The sequence below is a fragment of the Domibacillus sp. DTU_2020_1001157_1_SI_ALB_TIR_016 genome, assembly GCF_032341995.1.
In the GTDB taxonomy this organism is placed as follows: domain Bacteria; phylum Bacillota; class Bacilli; order Bacillales; family Domibacillaceae; genus Domibacillus; species Domibacillus indicus_A.
In genome coordinates, this window is record NZ_CP135439.1 from 213555 (window position 1) to 237937 (window position 24383).

The following is a 24383-nucleotide window of genomic DNA, read 5'->3' on the forward strand; positions in this document are numbered from 1 at the left end:
AACATGGCACAAAAAACATTTACAATTACAGATGAAACAGGTATCCACGCTCGTCCGGCTACAGTACTTGTTCAAACAGCTTCAAAATTCAGCTCAGATGTAAACCTTGAGTACAACGGCAAAACAGTAAACCTAAAATCAATCATGGGCGTTATGTCCCTTGGTATTCCAAAAGGCGCGTCAATCACAGTAACAGCTGCTGGTGCTGACGAAGATCAAGCAATCGAAGCTGTAGGCGAAACAATTAAAACTCAAGGTCTTGGCGAATAATTTTTGCCCAAGTCTTCTCTTAAAACGGAAAGAAGAGTCCCTTCTTTCCGTTTTTTCATACATAAAAATCGAAATGTGGAGGAAATGAAATGGCTTACTCACTGATTGCGATTGATTTGGATGGGACACTTTTAAATGAAGAAAAAGAAATTGATCAGCGGTCAATCCAGGCGATTCGTTCCTTTGAAGAGCGGGGCGGCCAGGTCGTCATTTGCAGCGGACGGACGCCGCTGGCCACGCGCTGGATTGGTGAGACGCTCGGTCTGAAAACACCTATTATTTCATTGAATGGTGCAGTGCTTCACGATGAAAGGGGCGAATTGCTCAATCAAAAAACCTTCTCTTATGCAGGTTTAAAGCAATTTGTTTCATTTTGCGAAAAGGAAAACATATGCGTTCATTTATATGAAGGAAACGACTTGATTGTACCAGAGAAGAACCGCTGGAATGAGAAATGGATAGATCAAAATGTTCTTCCGCTCGTTCAAACAGGCGGCTTGCAGGAACGGCGAAATGCATATTTAGAGGAATGCCGGGTACGGGTGACACCGGACATCGGCCAGTGGCTTGAGAACCATCCGGATATATCGAAAATGGCCATTTTCAGTGAAACGGGCGATTTTCGGGAGATTGAACAAAAAATCAAAACGAGTCTGCCGGATGTGGAAGCAGCCAGCAGCTCCAATTATGTGAATTTAGAAATTTCGCCCCGCGGTGCAACGAAAGGCAGTGCTTTAAAGGAGCTTGCTCTGCGGCTTGGCGTGCCGCTTTCCCAAACAGCCGCCATCGGTGATAACTTCAATGACATTTCGATGTTTCAATGTGCCGGGATCGGTATTGCCATGGGCAACGCGCCGGCAGCCGTTAGGGCTGCAGCACAGCACGTAACCGCTTCAAATGATGAAAACGGCATTGGAGAAGCGATCGATTTTTTAATGCAGTAAAGGCTCAAGCTGGACAGCCGATGAGCCGGCGGACTTTTCTATAGGACAGACGCTGAATCCGCCTGCCTATCTTCACCAGCGAAAGCTTTCATCAAAAAGACATAAAACCTTTGTGGATATTCTCAAAGGTTTTATGTCTTTTTTAAAATATTATTTCATAGTTATTAAAAAATATTGAAATTTAAAATCAAAGCGGTTACAATGATGGCATTATTTAAGAGGAGGGATTTGGTTGGAAGAAAAGCTGATGCAGCTGACGACCGAGTCAAGAAACAGCCGTACCATGCAGATAGACACTGCAGATACAAAAACAATCTTAACGATGATGAACGAGGAAGACTATGGCGTGGCAGAAGCTGTCAAGGAAGTGCTTCCCGCCATCGAGCAGGTCGTTGGCTTTGTGCTTCACTCGTTTCAAAAAGGAGGCCGTCTTTTTTATATGGGCGCTGGAACGAGCGGCCGTCTCGGTGTGCTCGATGCGGTTGAGTGCCCGCCAACGTTCAGCACACCGCCTGAAATGGTACAGGGCCTTATCGCGGGAGGTGAGCACGCCTTTGTAAAAGCGGTTGAAGGAGCAGAAGATGATGAAGCCGCCGGCCGGCAGGACCTCAAAAGCCGCGGATTAACAGAAAGGGATACAGTCGTTGGATTAGCGGCAAGCGGCAGGACCCCTTACGTAAAGGGCGGACTCGCGTATGCCCGGGAAATCGGTGCCAAAACGGCTGCCATTTCCTGCAATAAAAACGCCCAAATCAGCGCGTATGCTGATCAGCCAATCGAAGTCGTGGTCGGACCGGAAGTGTTAACGGGATCTACACGCTTAAAAGCAGCCACAGCACAAAAAATGATTTTAAATATGATTTCGACGGCTTCCATGCTGCAAATGGGCAAAGCGTTTGAAAATTTAATGGTTGATGTGCGCGTGAGTAATGTAAAGCTGAGACAAAGAGCGGTTCACACAATTGTCCGGGTAACAGGCGTTTCAAGAAAGCGGGCAGAAGAAACACTCGATGAAGCCGGAAACGAAGTGAAAACAGCGATTGTGATGCTCGAATGCGGCGTGCCGTTCAAAGAAGCTAAAGAGCTGTTAACAAAAGCGGAAGGATATGTGCGCCGAGCCGTTAAAATGGGGGGCGCACGCGGAGGAAGCAGCCAATGACTACCGGGGGATTAAACAGGCTGCGGAGCATTTTGCCCCAGCTGCCTCCTTCAGAAAAAAAAGTCGCCCAGTTTATTTTGGAGCAGCCAGAAAAACTACTCCATGCTACAGCAAGCGAAATCAGCCAAATGGCTGGCTCAAGCAGCGCGGCAGTGATTCGCTTATGCAAATCAATGGGGGTTAAAGGGTTTCAGGAGTTAAAAGTCCGGGTCGCCGGTGATTTAGTGAAAGTACCGGAAACAGGGTACCGGGACATTGAAAGCGGCGAAACGCTTGCTGGTATTACACAGAAAACATTGAGCAATGGAATTCAAAGCTTAACGGATACAGCCGAATTGATGGATTACGGGCAAATGGAGGCGGCAGTCGAGGCGCTGGCGGGTGCGAAAACGGTTCACTGTTTTGGCATCGGCGCTTCGAGCTTAATTGCGATGGATGCCCAGCAAAAACTGCTGCGTATTCACAAAAACGCAACGGCTTTTACCGATACACATTTAGTGGCGTCCCTGATTGCCAATGCGGAAGCGGATGATGTGCTTTTGGGCATTTCGTTTTCAGGAGAAACGCAGGAAGTCGCACGTCTCCTGTCTCTCGCCCAAAAGCGGGGAGTCAAAACGATCAGCTTAACCAAGTACGGATCGTCTGCCGCTGCGTCTCTGGCAGATATCAACTTATTTACATCTGCATCAAGCGAAGCACCGCTTAGAAGCGCTGCAACCGCTTCACGCTTTGCTCAATTGTTTGTGATTGATGTGTTATTTATGGGTGTGGCAACAAAAGAATTTGATCAAACAGTACAGTATATTGATCGTTCAAGAGAAGCGATCAGCTTTTTAAAAGAATCAAAATAAAAAAGGGGAAACAAAGGGTTGAAATACGGGGAAAGGGTGAGCGGGGATGACAAACGAAAATAAAATGATTGCACAGCAAATTTCCGACTGTTTAGGCGGGCCGGATAATGTCGAATCTTTTACCCACTGCATGACACGGCTGAGAGTAACACCAGTAGATCATGAGCGTGTAAATACAGAGGCGATTAAAAAAATTGACGGGGTTTTCGGAGTGGTCGAAGAAGAAACGATTCAAGTGATTCTAGGACCGGGAAAAGTCAATAAAGTCGCAGAAGAGTTTAGCAAGATCATGGATGCGTCAGATGGAAAGATGCTGAGAGACCGTGCAGCGGCCGTAAAAGCAGAATTAAAAGAAAAAAACGCCACGCCGTTTAAGCTGTTTTTGCGTAAAATATCGAGTATCTTTATTCCGCTCATTCCGGCACTCGTGGCATCCGGATTGATTACAGGTATATCGAAAGCAATTATTCAAGCAGGCTGGCTGGCGGCTGATTCACAAACCGCCCTTCTTTTAACAGCGATTGGCAGCGGCTTGTTTGCTTACCTTGGCATTTTAGTCGGCTTAAATGCAGCAAAAGAGTTTGGCGGATCACCTGCCCTTGGTGCGCTGGCCGGCATTTTGGTCATCAATCCGGCGATTGAAGGCGTTACATTGTTTGGAGAAGCATTGGTACCGGGGCGCGGCGGCTTGATTGGAATTTTGTTTGCGGCTATTTTCATCGCTTATGTAGAGCGCTGGATTCGTAAAGGGGTGCCGCAGTCGCTCGATATTATCGTGACGCCAACGGTTGCGCTGCTAATTACTGGTATTGTCACGTATGTGATTTTTATGCCGATCGGCGGTTTTATTTCTGACGCGATTACAAACGGTCTGCTGGCTGTTTTAGATATAGGCGGAATTGTCGCTGGCTTTGTACTTGGCGCAACATTTCTGCCGCTCGTGGTAACCGGCCTTCATCAAGGCCTGACACCGATTCACCTGGAACTGCTCAATTCCATCGGCGATGATCCGCTTCTTCCTATTTTGGCCATGGGTGGAGCCGGCCAGGTGGGCGCTGCCTTTGCGATTTATATGAAAACAAAGAAAAAACGATTAAAGCGGGCAATAGGGGGATCTCTTCCTTCCGGTATGCTCGGCATCGGCGAGCCGCTTATTTTCGGCGTAACGCTGCCGCTCGGAAGGCCGTTTTTGACCGCCTGCCTCGGTGCAGGTATTGGCGGCGCGTTTCAAGCATACTTCAACGTCGCCACAAGTGCGATTGGGGTTTCCGGCCTGCCGCTTTCGTTTATTGTTCTTCCGCATCAAATTTTATTGTATTTAGCCGGACTTATTATTGCGTATGCGGCCGGTTTTGCATTTACGTATTTGTTCGGCTTTAAAGATGAAATGGCCAAAGAGTTTGATGAATGAAGAAAGCAAAGCGCAGAGAGTCTCTTCTGCGCTTTTTACATAAGGAGGATGCGTATGTTTGGAATTTCGGTTTATTTAAATGAAGACATAGGAGAAAAGCAAGAGCAATATGTGAAGAAAGCAAAGCAGCATGGCTTTCAGTGGGTATTTACATCGCTGCATATTCCTGAAGATGATGCCTCACAGCTTCACGGCCGGTTCCGCCAGCTTGCCAGGCTCGCCCGGGAAACAGGGATGGCGCTTTTTGCGGATGTTTCTCCCGCATCGCTTGAGAAAATTGGCTTGTCTATGGACCGGGCCGAAGAGCTGCTTGAGTGGGGTGTTACCGGGCTGCGCGTAGATTACGGTATGGCCGGAAAGACGATTGCGGATCTTTCTAAAAGGATGAACATAGTACTCAATGCCAGTACGCTGACCCGGCGTGAATACGAAGACATTCTTTCGGCTGGAGCGGATATCAGCCGCATCGAAGCGTGGCATAATTTTTATCCGCGTTCGGAAACAGGACTTGGAGAAGCCTACATAGAAGAAAAAAATAAATGGCTCCTTTCGCTCGGTTTGAGTACCATGGCGTTTGTTCCGGGGGACCGCCATAAGCGGGGCCCGCTGTTTCAGGGACTGCCTACATTAGAGAAGCACCGGAACCGGGCGCCTTTTGGGGCGGCGCTTGAGCTGATCCGTCAGCTGCATACGCAAAAAGTATTGATTGGTGATCCGGACTTGTCAGATGAAGCCTTCCGGCAGTTTAAGTGCTTCGAGGAGGACGAATGTATTCCGCTGCGGGCAAAACCATTTGCGGATGTCACTCTTTATGCGGACGTTCAAACGAACCGACCGGACCCGGCAAGAGATTGTATTCGTTCCGTTGAATCAAGGGGATTTGCCCAAACCGGCGACAAAACAGTAGAGCCTTTTCAAACGGTTGAGCGGCCGAAAGGAACGATTACCGTCGACAACAAACGGTATTTACGCTATGCCGGGGAAATGCAAATTACGCTGAATGACCTGCCGGCCGATGAAAAAGTAAACGTGATTGGCAGAATCGTGGCGGAAGACCTGCCGCTGCTTTCGTTTGTAGGGCCGGGCGGGCGCTTTATCATTCACTGGGAATAATAATCGGCTCTTGCCCCGCCATCGATGATTTTTTTTTTGCGTTCTGGGGAAAAGAAAAGGGAGGTGATGGATATGAATATTAATGTAAAGCCGGCCGCTGTAGCAGAACTGAAAAAGTATGAGTTTGGAGAAAACGAAGGAGTCCGGATTGAATCGATTTTTATCGGCAGCTGTTCGATTGCATCCGAATATCATCTACGAATCGATCGTAAAAAAGAAGGCGATGATTTGTTTACCGTCTCAGGCATTCCGTTTCTTGTTTCAAAAGAAAGCCAGGAAAATCTCCATGACCATATTGCACTCGACTTTAACCCGGCGATGGGTTACAAGCTGACATCAGCCGAAGAAACCTACCGTTACAATTTAAAATTAGAGCGGGCATAAGAAGCAGCAGAAGCTGCTTCTTTTTTGTTTTACATACTTTTGGAAAAGAAAGATTTATTTTAATGAAAATTCAATATATAATGAAAATATATGATGTTACAAAAAGTTACATAAGAGATGGCAGGAAATTAAAATCTATTTCTTGGAAAGAAGGGGCTTTCGTGAAACTGACGGCACGCGAGCAGGAAAAGTTAATGATTGTTGTGGCAGCTGATTTGGCACGCCGCCGCAAAGACAGAGGGTTAAAGCTGAATTATCCGGAATCGATTGCGCTTATTACGTATGAAGTAATGGAAGGGGCACGCGATGGAAAATCCGTGCCGGAGCTGATGCAGTTTGGCACAACGATTTTATCAAGAGATGATGTAATGGAAGGTGTTCCGGAGATGATTCATGATATTCAAGTGGAAGCAACCTTTCCGGACGGCACGAAACTAGTCACTGTCCACGACCCGATACGTTAAGGAGGAGCGCACATGATTCCTGGTGAATATAAGCTTCAAAGTACCGCGATTGTATGCAATGAAGGAAAAGAAGAAACGAAGGTTTTTGTGACAAACCGGGGGGACCGGCCCGTGCAGGTGGGTTCCCACTTTCATTTTGCAGAAGTGAATCAGGCACTCGAATTTGAACGCGAGAAAGCGCTTGGTAAACGGCTGAACATTCCCGCAGGCACGGCAGTCCGTTTTGAACCGGGAGACGGCAAGCCGGTTGCGCTCGTTCCGTTTTCCGGCGAGCGGCGCGTATACGGGTTAAACAATCGCGTGAATGGTGCGCTTGATGGGGAGGAAGAGGCATGAGTTTTCAAATGTCACGCCGACAGTATGCGGATATGTTCGGGCCCACAACCGGTGACTGTATCCGTCTGGCAGATACAGATCTCTTTATCGAAATTGAAAAAGATTACACGGTGTATGGGGATGAAGTGAAATTCGGCGGGGGGAAAGTGATCCGTGACGGGATGGGTCAGCACCCCCTTGCTACTCGCGCAGAAGCTGTTGACCTTGTGCTGACCAATGCCATTATCCTTGATTACACAGGTATTTATAAAGCGGATATTGGTGTAAAGGACGGAATGATTGCTGCCATCGGCAAAGCGGGCAATCCCCTTTTGATGGACAAAGTAGACATTGTAATCGGCGCTTCTACCGAAGTGATTGCCGCAGAAGGAAAAATTGTCACAGCCGGCGGCATCGATGCGCACATTCATTTTATTTGCCCGCAGCAAATTGAAACAGCACTTGCCTCCGGTGTCACAACGATGATTGGCGGTGGAACAGGACCGGCTACCGGAACAAATGCGACCACATGCACCCCGGGTGAGTGGAATATCTTCCGTATGCTTGAAGCGGCCGAAGCGTTTCCAATGAATATTGGCTTTCTTGGCAAAGGAAATGCGTCTGGAGTTGAGCCGCTTGAAGAACAAATTCAAGCAGGCGTCATTGGTTTAAAGCTGCATGAAGACTGGGGCACAACGGCTGCCACAATTGATACGGCGTTAAGAACAGCGGACAAGTACGATATTCAGGTTGCTATTCATACCGATACATTAAATGAAGGCGGCTTTGTGGAAGATACAATTGCGGCGATCGATGGACGGGTGATTCATACATACCATACAGAAGGAGCAGGAGGCGGGCATGCGCCGGATATTATCAAAGCTGCCGGCTATCCAAATGTTCTTCCTTCTTCTACAAACCCAACCCGTCCTTACACGGTCAATACATTGGACGAGCATTTGGATATGCTGATGGTCTGCCACCACCTTGATCCATCGGTTCCAGAAGATATTGCGTTTGCCGACTCGCGCATTCGGAAAGAAACGATTGCGGCAGAAGATATTTTGCATGATTTAGGTGTGTTCAGTATGATCAGCTCTGATTCTCAGGCGATGGGACGGATTGGCGAGGTGATTCTGCGTACGTGGCAGACGGCAGACAAAATGAAAAAGCAGCGAGGGAAAATGAGTGAAGAAACAGGAGAAGGCGATAATTTCCGGGCGAAAAGGTACGTCGCGAAATATACGATCAATCCTGCTTTAACACATGGTATTTCCGACTACGTTGGTTCTATTGAAACAGGCAAGCTTGCAGATCTCGTCCTATGGGAGCCCGCTTTTTTTGGCGTAAAACCAGAGCTTGTCTTAAAAGGCGGCTTGATTGCCCACAGTGTCATGGGCGATCCAAACGCGTCCATCCCAACACCGCAGCCGGCTTTGTATCGTCCAATGTTTGCAAGCTTTGGCAGGGCCCTTTTCAAAACATCGATAACCTTTATGTCTAAAGCGGCGATCGAGCGCGGTGTTCCGCAAAAACTCGGTTTAGAGAAAATGATCCGTCCTGTCGGCGGCATCCGCACTTTGCAAAAAAGCGATATGAAATACAACGGTGAAACACCCAAGATCGAAGTGGACCCGCAGACATATGAAGTAAAAGTAAACGGTGATCTGATAACGTGTGAACCGGCAGAAACCGTGCCAATGGCGCAGCGCTATTTCTTATTTTAAGGTGGGATCGAAGTGATTGTTGAAAAAGTAATTGGAAATGTGGAAACAGATGATATTCGTGCACCACACACAGAACGGGTTTTCCTGTCGAGTGACGAGCTTGTTAAACGCATTCAGCGTGTAAAAACAGATCATGGACGCGAGCTCGGTATTCGGCTGCGGGAGCCGAAAGACTTGCAGAACGGTGATATTTTATACTGCGATGATAAAAACATGATTGTCATCCAGGTGCTGGCAGATGATGTTCTAACCATTATGCCAGAGTCAATCGGCCAAATGGGAGACATTGCCCATCAGCTTGGCAACCGGCATCTGCCGGCTCAGTTTGAAGGCGATGAAATGATTGTGCAGTATGACTATTTAGTCGAACAGCTTCTCGAGCAGCTCGGCATTCCTTTTCGCCGCGAAGAGCGCCGGGTGAAAAAAGCATTCCGCCATATCGGCCACAGCCATGATTAATCCAATGCTGTCCTTTATGCAGCTGTGTGATTCCAATTTTCCTTCAGGTGCGTTTTCACACTCGTTTGGACTGGAAACATACATTTACGAAGGCAGCATTCATAATGCTGAAACATTCGAATCCGCCATGCGAATCTATATAGCCAATCAAATGGCTTATACGGATGCTCTCGCCTGCCGGCTTGCTTATGAGGATGTGGCAGCCGGCCGCTTTGATCATTTAACGGAGCTTGACCACATGCTTTCCGCGCTGGCACTGCCAAAAGAAACACGGGAAGGCACGCGGAGGATTGGTGAACGAATGGCCAAGCTATGTGTGGACTTATATGAAAGTCCGTTGATCAATATGTACTACAAACAAATCCGCCAAAAGAAAGCGGTCGGCCATCCGTCTATTGTGTTTGCCCTGGCGGCCCATTATCTTCAGGCTGGCAAAAAAGATGCCATCGCTGCACACCTTTTTTCAGGTGTTCAGTCTTTGATTCAAAATGCTGTCCGGGCGATTCCGCTCGGGCAGACAGACGGCCAGCGGATCCTGCTGGCGCTGCAGCCGTTGATGAGAGAGATTGCAGACCAAACAGAAGGGATGACGGAAGAAGAGCTCGGTATGAATATGCCGGGGCTTGAAATCGCACAAATGCGCCATGAACAGCTGCCTGTTCGGCTTTTTATGTCGTGAAAAACAAAAGGAGTGGTGCAGAATGGAACCAGTACGCATCGGTGTTGGAGGACCCGTTGGTGCCGGCAAAACAATGCTTGTAGAAAAGCTCACACGTGCGATGAACGATGAATTCAGCATGGCCGTTGTGACGAACGACATTTATACGAAAGAAGATGCCCAATTTCTTATTAAAAACGGGGTTCTGCCGGAAAACCGCATTATTGGAGTGGAAACCGGAGGCTGTCCACACACAGCGATTCGGGAAGATGCCTCCATGAACTTTGCAGCAATTGATGAATTAAAAGAGGCACATCCGGATTTGGATATTATTTTTGTAGAAAGCGGAGGGGACAACCTGGCGGCCACATTCAGCCCGGAGCTTGTGGATTTTTCGATTTACATTATCGATGTGGCGCAGGGTGAGAAAATTCCGCGTAAGGGCGGCCAGGGCATGATTAAATCAGATTTGTTTATTATCAATAAAACGGATCTCGCCCCCTATGTAGGAGCCGATTTGGATGTGATGGCGGAAGATACGAAAAAATCACGTGGAGCAGACAAGCCGTTTTTCTTTACGAACTTAAAAGAGGAAACGGGACTTCAAGACGTGGTGAGATGGATTAAAGAAAATGCGCTTTTGATGGGGCTGGAAGCATGAGCATGACCGGCACGCTGCGGATGAAAGCAGTCTGCCGGGGCGATAAAACGGTGATAGCTGATACGTATTTTGACGGCGCGTTTAAAGTAGCGCGCCCGATCTATTTTAATGAAAGCGAGCCAACGGTGTACAGCCTTCATGTCGGCGGCGGATACGTAGGAGGCGACCGCTATTACACAGAGGTGATTCTCGAACCGGATGCGAGAATGATATTGACGACGCAGTCTGCCGCAAAAGTGTATAAAACACCGCATGATCCGGTTTTTCAGTCGATGAACGTATCTCTCGCGGCGGGCAGTGTGTTTATGTATATGCCGGACCCGCTCATTGCATATGAGCAGGCACGCTTTGAGCAGACAACCACGATCCATATGGAAAAAGGGGCAACGCTGCTTTACAGCGACAGCATAACGCCGGGCTGGTCTGAGAGCGGCCGGCCGTTTCGCTATGAGTGGATTCGGTCGAAGCTCAAAATATATGAAAATGACCAGCTGCAGGTGTATGACCACCTTTTTTTAAAACCGGACCAGCAGCCTTTATTTTCCCTTATGCAAATGGAGGATTATACACATGTCGGCTCTCTTTTTATCGTTTCGCCGCTGCTTGAGCCCGGCTGGCAGGAAGAACTGGAGCCGCTTCTGGCTCCGTATAACGATGGAGCGCGAATTGGGTTTTCTACGCTGAAAAATGGGGGCTGCACCGTACGGATCCTGGCCCGCGCCTCTCATGTCATCGAAGAAATCATTCTGCAGTGCACCAACTGGCTGCGCCGGAAACTGGGCCAGGAGCCGCTGCAGCTTAGAAAGTATTGAAAGAGGGAACTATTTATGATTCAAGGCGGACTTTTATCGATTTTATTGCTTGGATTTACATTAGGGATTAAGCATGCAACAGAACCGGATCATATTATTGCAGTTTCGACTATTGCAAGCCGGACAAAAAAGCTGTACCGCTCGTCATTAACGGGTGTGTTTTGGGGGCTTGGGCATACGGCAACGCTGCTGATCATCGGTGTCACCGCGATCGCACTGGGCCGGCAGATTCCTGAGAATCTTGCAGCTCTGCTCGAATGTTTTGTCGGAGTCATGCTCGTTTATTTGGGTGTAAACGGAATGCGTGGAAGCTGGAAGGCGAGCGAAGCAGATTATGAGCATACCCACAAAAAATCATTTACGATTGGCGTGATCCACGGACTTGCCGGGAGTGCGGCCATGGTACTGTTAACAGCGACACAAGCTGACAGCAGCTCAGAAGCCTTTCAGTTTATTTTGATTTTCGGAGCGGGAACAGTTGTCGGTATGCTGCTTTTTACAACTCTGCTGGGCCTTCCGTTTTTAGTTACATCACATAAAACGATTCCGCTTTTTTTAATGCGGATCACGTCATTAATCAGTGTTTTGTACGGTCTTTATTACATTATAGAGACAGGCTCAGGACTGATCGCAGGATAAAAAAGCAGCCGGTAAGCCGGCTGCTTTTTTTCTGCCTAGAGGCAATATTTCTGTAAAGATGACACCCTCAGTATAAAGAAGGGAGCGCAGCGGAACAACAAGCCGGTTAGATTATCTGACAAAGAATTTTGCCCGCTGAAAGAGTTCCGCTTTCTTTGCCCAAAACCGCTTTTTAATGTTCGGCTCTGTCGTTCGTTGCTATACTAGTAATCAGGTAAAAAAAGAGAGGAAGAGTGGAATGACGACGGAACAAACAAATTTACGGCTTGTCCTGGCGGGGCTGCTGCTGGCCATTTTAATGGCTGCGATGGACAACACGATTGTGGCAACAGCGCTCGGCTCCATTCTGGCTGATTTAGGCGGCGTAGACAGCTATGTATGGATTACCTCCGCATATGCAGTAGCGGTGCTGGCCGGCATGCCGATTTTCGGAAAGCTGTCGGATATGTATGGAAGGAAACGTTTTTTTGTATTTGGACTGCTTGTATTCTTAATCGGTTCTGCCCTGTGCGGCGTTGCCCAGTCGATTCCGCAGCTGGCCGTGTACCGGGCCATTCAAGGAATTGGCGGCGGCGCACTAATGCCGATTGCGTTTACGATTGTATTTGATGTGTTTCCAGCCGAACAGCGCGGAAAAATGACCGGCATGCTTGGTGCCGTGTTTGGCGCTTCGAGCGTGATTGGCCCGCTGCTCGGTGCGTTTATTACGGACGCCATCAGCTGGCACTGGGTATTTTATGTAAATGTACCGATCGGTATGGTAGCCCTGCTGCTGATTGGGCGCTTTTACAAGGAAACGCCGGTGCATACAAAGCAGAAAATTGACTGGGCTGGCGCGGTTACACTGGTAACAGCCATTGTCAGCTTAATGTTTGCGCTGGAGCTTGGCGGAAAAGAGTTTGCCTGGACTTCATGGCAGAGCATGTTGCTGTTTGGCTTGTTTACTGTATTTATTGGGCTGTTTTTATGGATCGAAACAAAAGCGGAAGAGCCGATTATTTCGTTTTGGATGTTTCGCAGCCGGCTGTTTGCATCCTCCCAGGTACTCGCTTTCTTGTACGGGGCTACGTTTGTCGGGCTGACGATTTTTATCCCGATTTTTGTCCAGGCGGTGTACGGGGGATCGGCAACCAATGCCGGAATTATTTTAATGCCGATGCTGCTTGGATCCGTTGCCGGAAGTGCTTTTGCAGGGATCGCGCAGGCCAAAATGCCCTACCGCCGTATTATGTGGATTTCTGTGATTGTTTACGCGGTTGGCATGGCTCTTATGGCAACTATTTCTCCGGAGACAAGCCGTGTGCTGCTGACGGTTTATATGGTGACAGTTGGACTTGGCGTCGGTTTTTCGTTTTCGCTGCTGCCATCTGCGAGTGTACACAAAATGGATTACCGGCACCGCGGCTCGGCGAACTCCACCAACTCCTTTTTCCGATCACTTGGGCTGGCGCTGGGTATTACCGTTTTCGGCTCTATCCAGACGAAGCTGTTAACAAATGAGCTGGAGGATAAATTAGGTGGAGGCGGTACAGGAACATTCGGCATTGATAACCTTCAGACTATATTTCAGTCCGAGCAGCGTGCTCAAATTCCAGCGGATATTTTGAATGTGATCACCAATGCGATGTCTCATTCGATTACGGCAACATTCTTATGGTCACTCATCCCGATTGCGCTTGCGTTTATGGCGGTTTACTTTATGGGAGACGAACAGCTGCAAGTAGAAGGGAAGAAACAAACAACTTAAAAAGAAGCCGTTCTTCTCGTTCGAGGAGCAGGTCGTAAACAGGTTTACGATTGAAGCAGAAGGAGATAATGTAAAAGGGATAGTATCAGATCGGTAAGCTTTTAGCCAGAAATAAAATAAATGAAGAAAAGCTTCATCATCACTTGGTAAGCAGCCCGAAGAATGAGCTGCTTACAAGAAAAATGACGAGAATAGTTGAAGAGGTGAATGAATATGCAAGCTGTTCATTTTGGTGCAGGAAATATTGGCCGCGGCTTTATCGGAAGCCTTTTATACCAATCAGGATATGAATTGTGCTTTATAGATGTAAATCGTGAAGTGGTCGACCTGCTGAACGAAAAAAAGGAATATCGGGTTGTAATGGCGGATGAATCACGTGAGGAGCATATGGTGAGAAACGTCCGGGCCATTAACAGTGCTGAGGAAGCAGACCGTGTGATACAAGCTGTTGCTAAGGCAGACCTGATTACAGCCGCGGTTGGCCCGGCGATTTTGCCGCACATTTCGCGGCTTGTAGCAGAAGGCCTTCGGAAGCGGACATCACCTGTTAATATAATTGCGTGTGAAAACATGATCGGAGGGAGCACGCTCTTAAAAGAGAAGGTACTGGAGAAAATACCAGAAGAAGAGCGCGATGCTATTTTATCACGGACTGGATTTCCGGACGCGGCCGTTGACCGGATTGTGCCTAACCAGTCAAATGAAGATAAATTGACGGTGGTCGTTGAACCATTTTACGAGTGGGTAGTGGAAGAACTCAAACTGATTGGCGATAAGCCGGCAGTGGAAGGCATCACCTGGGTGCCGGACTTAAAGCCGTACATTGAACGGAAGCTGTTTACGGTTAATACCGGTCATGCAGCTGCAGCTTATTTTGGCTGGCAGACCGGTGCCCAAACGATTGATGAAGCACTCGGAATGAAGCACGTTACAAATGCGCTCCAGGCAGTCTTGAACGAAACCGGGCGTCTTTTAGTGACGAAATATGGATTTGATCAGTCTGAACATGACCAATATATCCAAAAAATCATTGGCCGGTTTGCTAACCCGCATATTCGCGACCATATTACTCGAGTGGGCCGTGCGCCGATTCGTAAGCTCGGGGGAAATGACCGTCTCCTCAGTCCGGCCAAGCAGTACGAGCAGCTGCTTGGTGAAACGCCGGTTTACTTGGCCAAAAGTATTGCAGCGGCGCTTTTATATGACTATGCACAGGATCCAGAAGCGGTAGAAATGCAAGGGGAAATTGAACATAGGGGGATTGAATCCACGCTGAAAAAGTTTACGCAGCTGGATGAGTCAGACCCGCTTTTTGCTGAAGTTATGAAGCAATACGAATCGATGCGGGAAAAAGGGATTTAACAAGAAGCTGATTCCATCAGCTTCTTTTTTGTCGTTTTCCTGCCCGAACTGCCAGTCTGGGAAAAACGAGCGTACGTTTTCAAGCGAGCTGATTTCATGATATGATAAAAGAACTTCAAACGGACAGTGACTTCCATGAGAGTTGGGGGTCAAAAAAATAAATGACTAGAGGTGACGTGTTTTTTTATGTTTACACAACTGAAAAAAGAATGGTTCGGCAATGTCCGCGGGGATATTTTGTCGGGTATTGTTGTAGCGCTTGCGCTTATTCCGGAAGCGATCGCTTTTTCGATTATTGCGGGAGTAGATCCGATGGTGGGTCTGTACGCATCATTTTCGATGGCGGTTGTGATTGCTTTTATGGGAGGACGCCCGGCGATGATTTCTGCTGCGACCGGAGCGATGGCGCTTGTGATGGTAACACTTGTGAAAGACCATGGGCTTCAGTACTTGTTTGCGGCTACCATTTTAACCGGGGTGCTGCAGCTGATTTTTGGCTGGCTGAAAATTGCGCGCTTGATGAAATTTGTTCCGCGTTCAGTGATGGTTGGATTCGTCAATGCGCTCGCTATTTTAATTTTCACTGCCCAGCTGCCCCAATTCGCAGGCAGTTCAGTGGTTATGTATGTGTTTGTGGCGGCAACGCTTGCTATTATTTACATCCTTCCGCGCTTCGTTAAATCCGTTCCTTCTCCGCTTGTTGCGATCGTTGTCATGACAATCATTGCATTAGTGGGCGGCTTCGATTTACGGACAGTCGGTGATCTTGGAAACATTACTCAGTCTTTGCCATCATTTCTGATTCCAGATGTACCGTTGAATATGGAGACGTTATCGATTATTTTCCCGACGGCTTTAGCACTTTCGATGGTCGGCCTTTTAGAGTCACTGCTTACCGCATCCATTGTGGATGATATGACAGATACGACAAGCGATAAAAACCGGGAAGCACGCGGACAGGGAATCGCAAACATTGTAACCGGCTTTTTTGGCGGCATGGCGGGCTGTGCCATGATTGGCCAATCGGTTATTAATGTGAAATCCGGCGGCCGCGGACGGTTGTCTACCTTTGTGGCAGGAGCGTTTCTGCTGTTTTTAATTATGGTGCTCGGCGATGTAGTGGTAAAAATTCCGATGGCGGCATTGGTTGGTGTCATGATTATGGTCTCAATTGGCACATTTGACTGGTCGTCTCTTAAAGCCGTCACGAAAATTCCGATTACCGACAGCATCGTCATGGTCGTGACGGTCATAACTGTCGTGCTCACACATGACCTCTCAAAAGGAGTGTTCGCCGGCATTTTGCTCAGTGCGATTTTCTTTACAGCGAAAATTTCAAAGGTGACTGTATCGTCTTTCCACAAGGGGGATACGCTTCACTACAAAGCAGCAGGACAAATCTTTTTCGCATCCGTTACGGATTTTGTGAATGAATTCGACTATCAGCCGGAAGGAATTAAGAATGTGCATATTGATTTTTCTGAGGCGCACATTTGGGATGATTCTGGCGTGGCGGCGGTGGATAAAATTGTATTGAAATACCGTGATAATGGCATTAAAGCCATCCTTACAGGCTTAAATGAAGCAAGTTCATCCATGGTGAAACGGATGGCTGTTCACGATAAGCAGGACGCAAAGCTGTCTGGACATTAACATGTAAATGAGCGCATTGTGTAAAAGCAGTGCGCTTTTTTTTAACAAAGGGGGATGTTGATGAACGGTCATATTTTACTGGCATCAGACGGATCAAGCCACGCGCTTCGGGCAGCGGAGGAAGCGATTAAGCTGGCCAAAGTGCTGAACAAAGAGATTGTGATTGTATTTGTCGTTGATTTTGATCAATCCAAAAGGGACGTCTTGCACAGTGCGGGCGCTATTGATCTGGAACAAAAGCGAAGAAAACAGCTTCAAAGCACAGAACAGAAAATAAGAGAAGCAGGCGTCTCATATTCGATTCAACTGCTTCACGGCGTGCCGGGACCGGCGATTGTAGAATACGCGAACAAGGAAGCTGTTTCCTATGTAGTGCTCGGGAGCCGCGGCTTGAACAGTCTGCAGGAAATGGTGCTTGGCAGCGTCAGCCATAAAGTGGCGAAGCGTGTAAACTGCCCTGTATTAATTGTGAAATAATCCAAGTCATTCTCTTTTTGAGAATGGCTTTTCTTTATAATAAAGAAAAGGGGGCTTGAACATGACGTATGAAGAAGTAATGGAAAAGCTTGAGCAGTTCGGTTCAGATCAAACGAAAAAAACACTTGCCCGTCACGGAGCCAAAGAGCCGTTTTTTGGTGTCAAAGTCGGCGATTTAAAAAAACATTTTGTCAAGGAAGTAAAAAAAGATCAACAGCTCGTCTACGACTTGTACGCATCCGGCAATAGCGATGCTATGTATTTAGCGGGTTTGACAGTGAAGCCGAAAGAAATGACGAAAGAAAGACTGAACGAATGGGTACGGGGCGCTTACTGGTATATGATCAGTGAATATACAGTCGCACAAGTTACAGCGGAATCTCTTTTTGCACTTGAGCTTGCGCGAGAGTGGATGCAGTCGGATGAAGAAATGATTATGACTGCCGGATGGAGCACCTACAGCAACTACCTGTCGATTGCCCCAGATGACGAGGTAGACAGGGAAGAAATCCATAAACTGTTGAACAGAGTGGAAAAAAACATTCATACAGAGCAAAACCGAGTTCGGTACGTGATGAATCAGTTTGTGATTTGCGTGGGTGCTTATTATAAGCCGCTTTCAGAGCGGGCGAAGGAAGTGGCAGCACGTATAGGGAGCGTGCACGTTGATGTTGGGGATACGGCCTGCAAAGTTCCGCTTGCCACAGCGTACATTCAAAAAATAGAAGAACGAAATGCAGTCGGTAAAAAGAGAAAAACGTGTATTTGTTAGACAGAAATTTTTTGTAAGATAATATAACAGTGAAAAAGATTTTTTAAAAAGTTCATGGTAAGATTTTTATACGTAATTGAACACCTAAACTAAAAAGCGCTTTGCAAAGACTGGACCCCTGCCAGTACTATTGCAAAGCGTTTTTTACATGAGGTGTTAACCAGGGATGCTTCATTGCTTATCCAAATGGACCAAATAAAACAAGTCTCTCTTATATGGGAGACTTGTTTTATTTGTCGGGCAAAGCATTCATCTAATAAAAAATACGATTTCTATATTGCTTTTCGTTCCGCTTTCCGGTCTGCTTTTCGTGCCCGGCAGGTGGCTAAGAGCGGTCCGGAAATATTGTGCCAGAAGCAAAAAATGGCACTTGGCACAGCAGCAAGAGGACTGAAATGAGCGGCTGCAAGAGCAGCGCCGAGTCCGGCATTTTGCATGCCGGCTTCAATAGCCATGGCTTTTTTGTCTTCGTAAGGCAGGTTAAAGAGTTTTCCTTAGGGTACAATCCATGTGCACTGCACGAAAAGAGAAAAGGCGAATGCTGCAAACAAAAGCACCCAAACAGCGGATGTTTTGCCGGCAAATTGACTAATTTTTACGAATGTATTCCATTCGTATTTTTGATTTTTTAAGTTAATTAATTTTTCTCCCAAAAAAAAGAACAGCCGCCCAGGCTGTTCTTATACTACTCCCATATCCAGCTCGTAAAGCTGTCTGTAGCGCTTTTCCTGCTGGAACAGCTCTTCGTGTGTGCCGTTCATTTGAATCTGTCCGTTATCTAAAAAGACAATCCGGTCCATTTTTTCCATACCCGCCAAGTGATGGGTAATCCAGATAACGGTTTTTCCATCCAGCACTTCAAGTACGGTATCAATCAGCTGCCGTTCCGTCACAGGATCAAGTCCAATCGTCGGTTCATCCAATATAACGATAGGGGTCTGCTGCAGCAGAATGCGGGCCAGGGCAATCCGCTGACGCTCTCCGCCGGAAAAGCGGGCCCCGGTTTCCTGCATCACCGTTCCATATCCGTTTGGAAGAGATTCAATATAGTCATGCATATGCACCCGTTTGGCCGCTTCGATGACTTCTTCGTCTGTTGCCTGCGGGCTGCCGAGCCGAATATTATTCATGACTGTTGTGTTAAACAAGTACGGCTGCTGGTTCAGCACGGCTATTTCCCAGGAAATGTATTCATCCGGTTCATTTCCGTTTACCAATACTGTGCCTGACTGCGGAGAAATGAATCCTTCTGCCAGCTGCATAATCGTTGATTTCCCTGCGCCGCTCGGACCGAGAATGGCCACTTTTTCCCCTGCCGGCACAGAGAATTGGAAATGCTTCAATACCGGTTCTGTTTCGCTGTAAGAAAAAGATACATCTTCAAAAGAAAGTGCCGGAACTCCTTTTACGAAAACCGGCTGAATAATGTTCGGTTCCGTTTTTCCTTCTTCGACTTTTTCAAGACGACCGAGAGACTGGGCGTAGCCGGTCCACTCCTGTGCTGCTGAAGAGAGGGGAAGGAAAGCTTCCGTAATCGGAAACAGCACCAGTGTAAAAGCAGCAATTAAGATCGGCGCCATTTCACCGTTAACGCTTTGGCCGCCTGCCCATGACATCATAGTGACAACCGCCGCTCCGACAAGCAGCTGCAGACCGAAGTCGCGGCTGCGGGCAAAAGCCCGTTTAGCCGATTCAAGCTCCGTCCATTTTTGTTCAGCACGCTCAAAGTCATCCACAAACGCTTGCTGGCGTCCGCTGAACAGCCAGTCGCCCATGCCCATTACCGCATCGGTTAACCGGCCATACTGCGCAGCACGCTGTTTTTTTTGCTTCGCTTGCTTTGCTTTCATAACCAGCAGCGAAACAAGCGGAACAAGCACAGTAAAAATGAAAAAGTACAGCGCCATCACAAGAGCAAACGGAATGGAGAAAAAGCCAAGCGCCACCACAGCAGCGACATATAAAAGCAGGGCGCTCAGCCATGGAAAAATCAATTTAATATATACATCCTGCAAATGCTCGATATCATCGGCAAACAAGCTGAGCGCGTCACCGGTTTTAAAACGTGCCATTTGCGGGCGGAGTGCTTCATACAGGCGGACGCGCATGCGGGAGACGATTTTTAAAATAAAGCTATGGCTCACCAGCCGCTCTACATAACGAGAAACGGACCGCATAATGCCGAAGGTGCGTACCAATACGATCGGTACGTAAATCATCAGCAGGTTTTCGGGGCGTGAAGCGGCTTTTGAAATCAGATAGCCGGATACAAACAGCAGCGCACTGGCTGCAAAAATGGTCAGTCCGCCAAGCAGAACAACCAGGATGAGCAATCGTTTATGTTCTTTCATATAAGGAATCAGCCACCCCATGTGTATCACCTCGTGCGGCTTGTACGAGGGAGGCGTACATGCCGTTTTTCTTCATTAATTCATCATGTGTTCCTGTTTCGGCAATTTGTCCTCGTTCCATCACGATAATCCAGTCCATTTCCCGCATCCAATGAAGCCGGTGCGTGGCCAGCAGTACAAGCTTTTGATCGAAAAGAGGAAGCATGGTTTCTTTTAAAGCCGCTTCGGTTTCGATATCCAGATGCGCAGTCGGTTCATCAAGCAGTACAACCGGCCGATTGCTGAGATAAGCCCGGGCCGCTGCTACACGCTGCATCTGCCCGCCGCTCAGGCGGCGTCCGCCTTCGCCGATCGTTGTATGCAGCAGCTCCTCAAGCGAAGACAGACCCGCTTTTTTGGCTGCTTCGATCACTTCTTCGTCTGATGCATCCGGTTCGTAAAAGCGGATATTATCTGCCAGTGTTCCGCTGAAAATATACGGATGCTGCGGAATATAAGTCAGCTGGTTCTGCCAGGCCGGCTGCTGAAGATGGGAAACAGTCTGGCCGTTCACCGAAATGGTTCCAGCATCAGCCCCTAAAAAACCGCCCAGTACGTCGATTAAAGTAGATTTACCCGCGCCGCTTGCTCCGATAATGCCAACTTTTGCCCGCCCTTTAATAGAAAGAGAGATGTTTTGCAGGGAAGCGGCATTCACGCCTGACAGCGTCAGTTCATCATGATCTGACCACGATGAAAGGGAAAAATCATCGGCCTCTGTGTAAGCAGGCGCATCCAAAATGTCCTGCATGGCGCGGCCGGCTTCTTGTCCATTTAAAGTGGCGTGATAGTCGGTGCCGAGCTCCCGAACCGGAAGAAAGTATTCAGGCGCCAAAATAAGCACCGTGAGCGCCGGCAGAAGTGTCATTTTTCCATCTACAAGCCCAAGACCGAGAAACACCGCAACGGTTGCGACAGACAGCATCGCGAAAAAGTCGAGCGCAAAAGAAGAAAGAAACGCAACTTTTAAAGTGCTCATCGTTGATTTTCGGTACTGTTCGCTTACATGCTCGATCTGTTTGCGGTGTGAGCGCGCGCGCCCTAAAAACGTCAATGTTTCCAGCCCTCGAAGCGAGTCTGTGAAGTGGCCGGCGAGCCGCTGGTAGCCCTCCCACTGGCTGTCTGCTTTTTTCCGGGCTGCAAGTCCTAATAGCACCATGAAAACGAGTAAAACAGGGAGTGTGATGGCCAAGACGATGCCGGATGTCCGATCGGTCCACAGAACAAACAGCCAAATCGCTAATGGAAGAATCATCATATTAATCATTTTCGGTAAAAACAAATCTAAATACGTACGGAACTGGTTTGTTCCTTCTATAATCAATGTGACAAGCCGCCCGGTTCCTTCCTGTTTTGAATAGCGGGGGCCGAGTGCAAACAGTTTTGACAGCACATCACGGCGGAGTGCCGTACTCGTTTTTTCTGAATAGTGCTCAACGACTTTTTGTTTTAAAAAGCCAATAAAGTAGCGGCCGGCCAGGGCACCGAAAAACAGCATCATCATTGGAAACACCGCATTGGGTGTTTCACCGTTGAAAAGCCGGGTAAGGGCGCCTGCAAGCCATTTTGCCTGAAGAATGATCAGCACTGCCTGGATAATAGTGAAAAAGGTGAGTCCGGCAAGCACCGGAACTACACCTTTATAGCGAAATAGATCCCTTCCCATCAGTATGTCAAATCCTTACCGTCGACTCGTTTCCGGAACACGTAATAGCTCCACACTTGATAGCCGATTACAAATGGAAGCAGTGACACCGCCACGATCGTCATGACTTTAAGCGAGTAAGGGCCGGATGCTGCGTTGTATACCGTCAAGTTATAAGCGGCAGACATAGAGCTGATCATCACCCGCGGGAACAGCGAAGCAAAAATGAGCGCAACGGTTAAAACAATACCGGCGCCGCTTGAAACAAAAGCAAGGCCGTCCCGTTTTTTCATGAGGAATACGGCTGCCAGCACGTAAGCCAGTACAATCGCACCGATCATCGGGATCGTTACAGCTGCCCGAACCGTAAAAACATCTGTGTAGATATAAGACAATCCAACAAACAGGGCGAGCGCGGCGACCGCCAGCCAGACCACTCGTTTCGCAAGTGAGCGGGCACGGTTTTGCAGGTCACCGACCGTTTTCAGTGTTAAAAAGGATAAGCCATGCAGGAAGCAAAGAATTGTGACAGTAACCCCGCCTGTTACAGAGTAGATGTTCACGAAATCGCTAAAGCCTGCATACATGTTCATGTCCGCGTCAATCGGCATACCACGAAGGATGCTTGTGAACAAGACACCGAACAGAAATGGCGGCAGGATGCTGCCGAAAAACACAACGTAATCCCATGTTTTGGTCCACTTTTCACTGTGGACTTTACCGCGGAATTCAAACGCCACGCCGCGGCCGATCAACGCAAGCAGAACGAAGACGAACGGAACATAGTAGCCGCTGAACATCGTCGCATACCAGTGAGGGAAAGCGGCGAAAATAGCACCGCCCCCTGTTAAAAGCCACACTTCATTCGCATCCCAGAACGGACCGATTGTGTTGATCATAATACGGCGCTCCAAGTCGTTTTTCGCCAGAAAGCGCGTCGACATGCCCACGCCGAAATCGAATCCTTCAAGAAAGAAAAAGCCAATAAAGAGGACCGCGATCAATAAAAACCATAACTCATTCAAGCCCATTACATGTACACCTCCTGATCAAACGGATCAATCGTTTGCGTTTCTGGCACCGCCTCGTGATGCTCAACGCCTTTTTTAATTTCGCGGACAAACAAGTAAACGAGAACAATCGCTAAAATCGTATAAGCAAGAGAAAAAGCAATAAGTGACAGAAGCAGGCTCTGGGCGCTGACGTTTGGTGAAACAGATGCAGACGTTGTCATCAGGCCAAACACTGTCCACGGCTGACGTCCAATTTCCGTCATAATCCAGCCGGCAGAGTTTGCGATGAATGGGAACGAGATAAGCGCCACCATGCCGCGCAGGAACCATTTTTTCTGGACAAGTGTTTCCCGATAGCTAAAATAAAGGCCCAGCACTGATGCAAGAATCATAACCATACCGGCACCCACCATAATCCGGAAGCTCCAGAATGTTGTTTTGACCGGCGGAATGTAGTTGCCTTCTCCGTATTTTGCTTCATATTCTGCCTGCAGGGTTTTCATCCCCGGCACGTCCCCCTGGAATTTTTCATATGCCAGGTAGCTGAGCGCAAACGGAATGTTAATTTCAAATGAGTTTTCTTGATTTTTAGAGTCAATGAATGCAAATGCTGTCCATGAAGCCGGATCACCGCTGTCTTCCCAAAGCGCTTCACTGGCCGCCATTTTCATAGGCTGTGATTCCATTAAGTGCTTCGCCTGAGCGTGGCCGGTAAACGCAATGGCAAGCCCAGAGATCAAGGCGACGGTCATAGCAAGGTTAAAGGACCGTTTAAACAAGTCTACTTCATAGCCTTTAATAATTTTATAAGCACTGATGCCTCCAATGAAAAAAGCACCTGTAGCAAGCGCACCGAAAATCACGTGCGGAAATTCTACCGCGAGCTGCGGATTGGTTAACAGAGCAAAGAAGTCATTCATTTCTGCCCGGCCGTTTTTGATAGCAAAGCCGACCGGCTCCTGCATAAACGAGTTGGCTGCTAAAATCCAAAGCGCGGACATCATCGTTCCCAGCGATACGAGCCAAATGCAGGCAAGGTGTACTTTTTTGGACAGGCGGTCCCAGCCAAAAATCCACAAACCAATAAAAGTAGATTCCATAAAAAAGGCAAGCAGTGCTTCAATAGCAAGCGGAGCACCAAACACGTCTCCGACAAACCGGGAATACTCTGACCAGTTCATCCCAAATTGAAATTCCTGAATAATTCCCGTGACAACACCGACTGCAAAGTTAATTAAAAACAAATGTCCCCAGAACTTAGCCAGTTTTTTGTAGCGTTCGTCGCCTTTTAAAACATAATGTGTTTCAAACAATGCGACTAAAAACACAAGGCCGATTGAAAGCGGCACAAACAAAAAGTGAAAAATGGTGGTGGACCCGAACTGAAGCCGGGCTAAAAATAGTTCATCCATCCCGTAAATCCCCTTTCTCCTATTTACACAGTAATAATATATTAT

24 protein-coding genes and 1 pseudogene are annotated in these 24383 nt (G+C 47.9%); 20 read left to right on the forward strand and 5 right to left on the reverse strand.

Annotated elements, in window-relative coordinates:
- Nucleotides 1-3: 3 nt before the first annotated feature.
- From RRU94_RS09070 to RRU94_RS09165, 20 genes are all read left to right on the forward strand, one after another.
- Nucleotides 4-270, forward strand: a complete 267-nt coding sequence (locus RRU94_RS09070) for a phosphocarrier protein HPr (RefSeq protein ID WP_251271324.1) — start codon at nt 4-6, stop codon at nt 268-270.
- 89 nt (nt 271-359) lie between these two features.
- Entirely contained in the window at nt 360-1214 is an 855-nt protein-coding gene (locus RRU94_RS09075) for an HAD family hydrolase (RefSeq protein WP_315693822.1), read from the forward strand.
- 247 nt (nt 1215-1461) lie between these two features.
- Nucleotides 1462-2373, forward strand: coding sequence for an N-acetylmuramic acid 6-phosphate etherase (gene murQ, locus RRU94_RS09080; protein ID WP_410493039.1), 912 nt, complete (start codon nt 1462-1464; stop codon nt 2371-2373).
- Nucleotides 2370-3224, forward strand: coding sequence for a MurR/RpiR family transcriptional regulator (locus RRU94_RS09085; protein ID WP_315693825.1), 855 nt, complete (start codon nt 2370-2372; stop codon nt 3222-3224). Before murQ ends, RRU94_RS09085 begins: the two co-directional genes overlap by 4 nt.
- A 46-nt stretch (nt 3225-3270) precedes the next feature.
- Entirely contained in the window at nt 3271-4635 is a 1365-nt protein-coding gene (locus RRU94_RS09090) for a PTS transporter subunit EIIC (protein WP_315693826.1), read from the forward strand.
- A 54-nt stretch (nt 4636-4689) separates the two neighbouring features.
- Nucleotides 4690-5748 (forward strand): DUF871 domain-containing protein, encoded by a 1059-nt coding sequence (locus RRU94_RS09095; protein WP_315693827.1) that lies wholly within the window; start codon nt 4690-4692, stop codon nt 5746-5748.
- A 72-nt stretch (nt 5749-5820) separates the two neighbouring features.
- Nucleotides 5821-6132, forward strand: a complete 312-nt coding sequence (locus RRU94_RS09100) for an iron-sulfur cluster biosynthesis family protein (RefSeq protein WP_251271332.1) — start codon at nt 5821-5823, stop codon at nt 6130-6132.
- Between the two features lie 161 nt (nt 6133-6293).
- Nucleotides 6294-6596 carry an urease subunit gamma gene (locus RRU94_RS09105; RefSeq protein ID WP_315693828.1) on the forward strand — a complete coding sequence of 101 codons (303 nt, stop codon included), beginning with the start codon at nt 6294-6296 and terminating at the stop codon, nt 6594-6596.
- A 12-nt stretch (nt 6597-6608) separates the two neighbouring features.
- Entirely contained in the window at nt 6609-6932 is a 324-nt protein-coding gene (locus RRU94_RS09110) for an urease subunit beta (protein WP_315693830.1), read from the forward strand.
- Entirely contained in the window at nt 6929-8638 is a 1710-nt protein-coding gene (gene ureC, locus RRU94_RS09115; protein ID WP_315693832.1) for an urease subunit alpha, read from the forward strand. Before RRU94_RS09110 ends, ureC begins: the two co-directional genes overlap by 4 nt.
- A 12-nt stretch (nt 8639-8650) precedes the next feature.
- A complete protein-coding gene (gene ureE, locus RRU94_RS09120) occupies nt 8651-9097 on the forward strand; it encodes an urease accessory protein UreE (RefSeq protein ID WP_315693835.1) in 447 nt (148 codons plus the stop codon).
- The gene (locus RRU94_RS09125) at nt 9090-9776 is read left to right on the forward strand and encodes an urease accessory protein UreF (RefSeq protein ID WP_315693837.1); all 687 of its coding nucleotides are present in this window, start codon (nt 9090-9092) and stop codon (nt 9774-9776) included. Before ureE ends, RRU94_RS09125 begins: the two co-directional genes overlap by 8 nt.
- A 22-nt stretch (nt 9777-9798) precedes the next feature.
- Nucleotides 9799-10416 (forward strand): urease accessory protein UreG, encoded by a 618-nt coding sequence (ureG, locus tag RRU94_RS09130; protein WP_315693840.1) that lies wholly within the window; start codon nt 9799-9801, stop codon nt 10414-10416.
- Nucleotides 10413-11228: an urease accessory protein UreD gene (locus RRU94_RS09135; protein ID WP_315693843.1), complete on the forward strand. Its 816-nt coding sequence runs from the start codon at nt 10413-10415 to the stop codon at nt 11226-11228. Before ureG ends, RRU94_RS09135 begins: the two co-directional genes overlap by 4 nt.
- 15 nt (nt 11229-11243) lie before the next feature.
- A complete protein-coding gene (locus RRU94_RS09140; RefSeq protein WP_315693845.1) occupies nt 11244-11867 on the forward strand; it encodes a HoxN/HupN/NixA family nickel/cobalt transporter in 624 nt (207 codons plus the stop codon).
- A gap of 238 nt (nt 11868-12105) precedes the next feature.
- Nucleotides 12106-13614 carry an MDR family MFS transporter gene (locus RRU94_RS09145; RefSeq protein ID WP_315693847.1) on the forward strand — a complete coding sequence of 503 codons (1509 nt, stop codon included), beginning with the start codon at nt 12106-12108 and terminating at the stop codon, nt 13612-13614.
- 213 nt (nt 13615-13827) lie between these two features.
- Nucleotides 13828-14976, forward strand: a complete 1149-nt coding sequence (locus RRU94_RS09150) for a mannitol-1-phosphate 5-dehydrogenase (RefSeq protein WP_315693849.1) — start codon at nt 13828-13830, stop codon at nt 14974-14976.
- 186 nt (nt 14977-15162) lie between these two features.
- Nucleotides 15163-16629, forward strand: a complete 1467-nt coding sequence (locus tag RRU94_RS09155) for a SulP family inorganic anion transporter (protein ID WP_315693851.1) — start codon at nt 15163-15165, stop codon at nt 16627-16629.
- Between the two features lie 60 nt (nt 16630-16689).
- Nucleotides 16690-17106, forward strand: coding sequence for a universal stress protein (locus RRU94_RS09160; protein WP_315693853.1), 417 nt, complete (start codon nt 16690-16692; stop codon nt 17104-17106).
- A gap of 61 nt (nt 17107-17167) precedes the next feature.
- Nucleotides 17168-17878 carry a DNA alkylation repair protein gene (locus tag RRU94_RS09165; RefSeq protein ID WP_315693855.1) on the forward strand — a complete coding sequence of 237 codons (711 nt, stop codon included), beginning with the start codon at nt 17168-17170 and terminating at the stop codon, nt 17876-17878.
- Nucleotides 17879-18150: 272 nt separating this feature from the next.
- Here the strand turns inward: RRU94_RS09165 and RRU94_RS09170 are convergent.
- The 5 genes and pseudogenes from RRU94_RS09170 to RRU94_RS09190 form a co-directional block, all read right to left on the reverse strand.
- Nucleotides 18151-18369 (reverse strand): annotated as a pseudogene (locus RRU94_RS09170) (bile acid:sodium symporter family protein); the annotation flags it as partial.
- Nucleotides 18370-18558: 189 nt separating this feature from the next.
- Complete coding sequence (cydC, locus tag RRU94_RS09175) at nt 18559-20250, reverse strand: thiol reductant ABC exporter subunit CydC (RefSeq protein WP_315693857.1); 1692 nt, start codon at nt 20248-20250, stop codon at nt 18559-18561.
- The gene (gene cydD / locus RRU94_RS09180; protein WP_315693859.1) at nt 20216-21934 is read right to left on the reverse strand and encodes a thiol reductant ABC exporter subunit CydD; all 1719 of its coding nucleotides are present in this window, start codon (nt 21932-21934) and stop codon (nt 20216-20218) included. Before cydD ends, cydC begins: the two co-directional genes overlap by 35 nt.
- On the reverse strand, nt 21934-22944 hold the full coding sequence (gene cydB / locus RRU94_RS09185) for a cytochrome d ubiquinol oxidase subunit II (RefSeq protein ID WP_251271365.1): 1011 nt from the start codon (nt 22942-22944) through the stop codon (nt 21934-21936). The genes cydD and cydB overlap by 1 nt, the downstream gene beginning before the upstream one ends.
- Nucleotides 22944-24338, reverse strand: coding sequence for a cytochrome ubiquinol oxidase subunit I (locus tag RRU94_RS09190; protein ID WP_315693862.1), 1395 nt, complete (start codon nt 24336-24338; stop codon nt 22944-22946). Before RRU94_RS09190 ends, cydB begins: the two co-directional genes overlap by 1 nt.
- Between the last annotated feature and the right edge of the window lie 45 nt (nt 24339-24383).

Bases quoted from the DNA above. Each gene is read 5' to 3' on its own strand.
- RRU94_RS09070 (WP_251271324.1), top strand. From the start codon at position 4: ATGGCACAAAAAACATTTACAATTACAGATGAAACAGGTATCCACGCT.
- RRU94_RS09075 (WP_315693822.1), top strand. From the start codon at position 360: ATGGCTTACTCACTGATTGCGATTGATTTGGATGGGACACTTTTAAAT.
- murQ (WP_410493039.1), top strand. From the start codon at position 1,462: ATGCAGCTGACGACCGAGTCAAGAAACAGCCGTACCATGCAGATAGAC.
- RRU94_RS09085 (WP_315693825.1), top strand. From the start codon at position 2,370: ATGACTACCGGGGGATTAAACAGGCTGCGGAGCATTTTGCCCCAGCTG.
- RRU94_RS09090 (WP_315693826.1), top strand. From the start codon at position 3,271: ATGACAAACGAAAATAAAATGATTGCACAGCAAATTTCCGACTGTTTA.
- RRU94_RS09095 (WP_315693827.1), top strand. From the start codon at position 4,690: ATGTTTGGAATTTCGGTTTATTTAAATGAAGACATAGGAGAAAAGCAA.
- RRU94_RS09100 (WP_251271332.1), top strand. From the start codon at position 5,821: ATGAATATTAATGTAAAGCCGGCCGCTGTAGCAGAACTGAAAAAGTAT.
- RRU94_RS09110 (WP_315693830.1), top strand. From the start codon at position 6,609: ATGATTCCTGGTGAATATAAGCTTCAAAGTACCGCGATTGTATGCAAT.
- ureC (WP_315693832.1), top strand. From the start codon at position 6,929: ATGAGTTTTCAAATGTCACGCCGACAGTATGCGGATATGTTCGGGCCC.
- RRU94_RS09125 (WP_315693837.1), top strand. From the start codon at position 9,090: ATGATTAATCCAATGCTGTCCTTTATGCAGCTGTGTGATTCCAATTTT.
- ureG (WP_315693840.1), top strand. From the start codon at position 9,799: ATGGAACCAGTACGCATCGGTGTTGGAGGACCCGTTGGTGCCGGCAAA.
- RRU94_RS09135 (WP_315693843.1), top strand. From the start codon at position 10,413: ATGAGCATGACCGGCACGCTGCGGATGAAAGCAGTCTGCCGGGGCGAT.
- RRU94_RS09140 (WP_315693845.1), top strand. From the start codon at position 11,244: ATGATTCAAGGCGGACTTTTATCGATTTTATTGCTTGGATTTACATTA.
- RRU94_RS09145 (WP_315693847.1), top strand. From the start codon at position 12,106: ATGACGACGGAACAAACAAATTTACGGCTTGTCCTGGCGGGGCTGCTG.
- RRU94_RS09150 (WP_315693849.1), top strand. From the start codon at position 13,828: ATGCAAGCTGTTCATTTTGGTGCAGGAAATATTGGCCGCGGCTTTATC.
- RRU94_RS09155 (WP_315693851.1), top strand. From the start codon at position 15,163: ATGTTTACACAACTGAAAAAAGAATGGTTCGGCAATGTCCGCGGGGAT.
- RRU94_RS09160 (WP_315693853.1), top strand. From the start codon at position 16,690: ATGAACGGTCATATTTTACTGGCATCAGACGGATCAAGCCACGCGCTT.
- RRU94_RS09165 (WP_315693855.1), top strand. From the start codon at position 17,168: ATGACGTATGAAGAAGTAATGGAAAAGCTTGAGCAGTTCGGTTCAGAT.
- cydC (WP_315693857.1), bottom strand. From the start codon at position 20,250: ATGGGGTGGCTGATTCCTTATATGAAAGAACATAAACGATTGCTCATC.
- cydD (WP_315693859.1), bottom strand. From the start codon at position 21,934: ATGGGAAGGGATCTATTTCGCTATAAAGGTGTAGTTCCGGTGCTTGCC.
- cydB (WP_251271365.1), bottom strand. From the start codon at position 22,944: ATGGGCTTGAATGAGTTATGGTTTTTATTGATCGCGGTCCTCTTTATT.
- RRU94_RS09190 (WP_315693862.1), bottom strand. From the start codon at position 24,338: ATGGATGAACTATTTTTAGCCCGGCTTCAGTTCGGGTCCACCACCATT.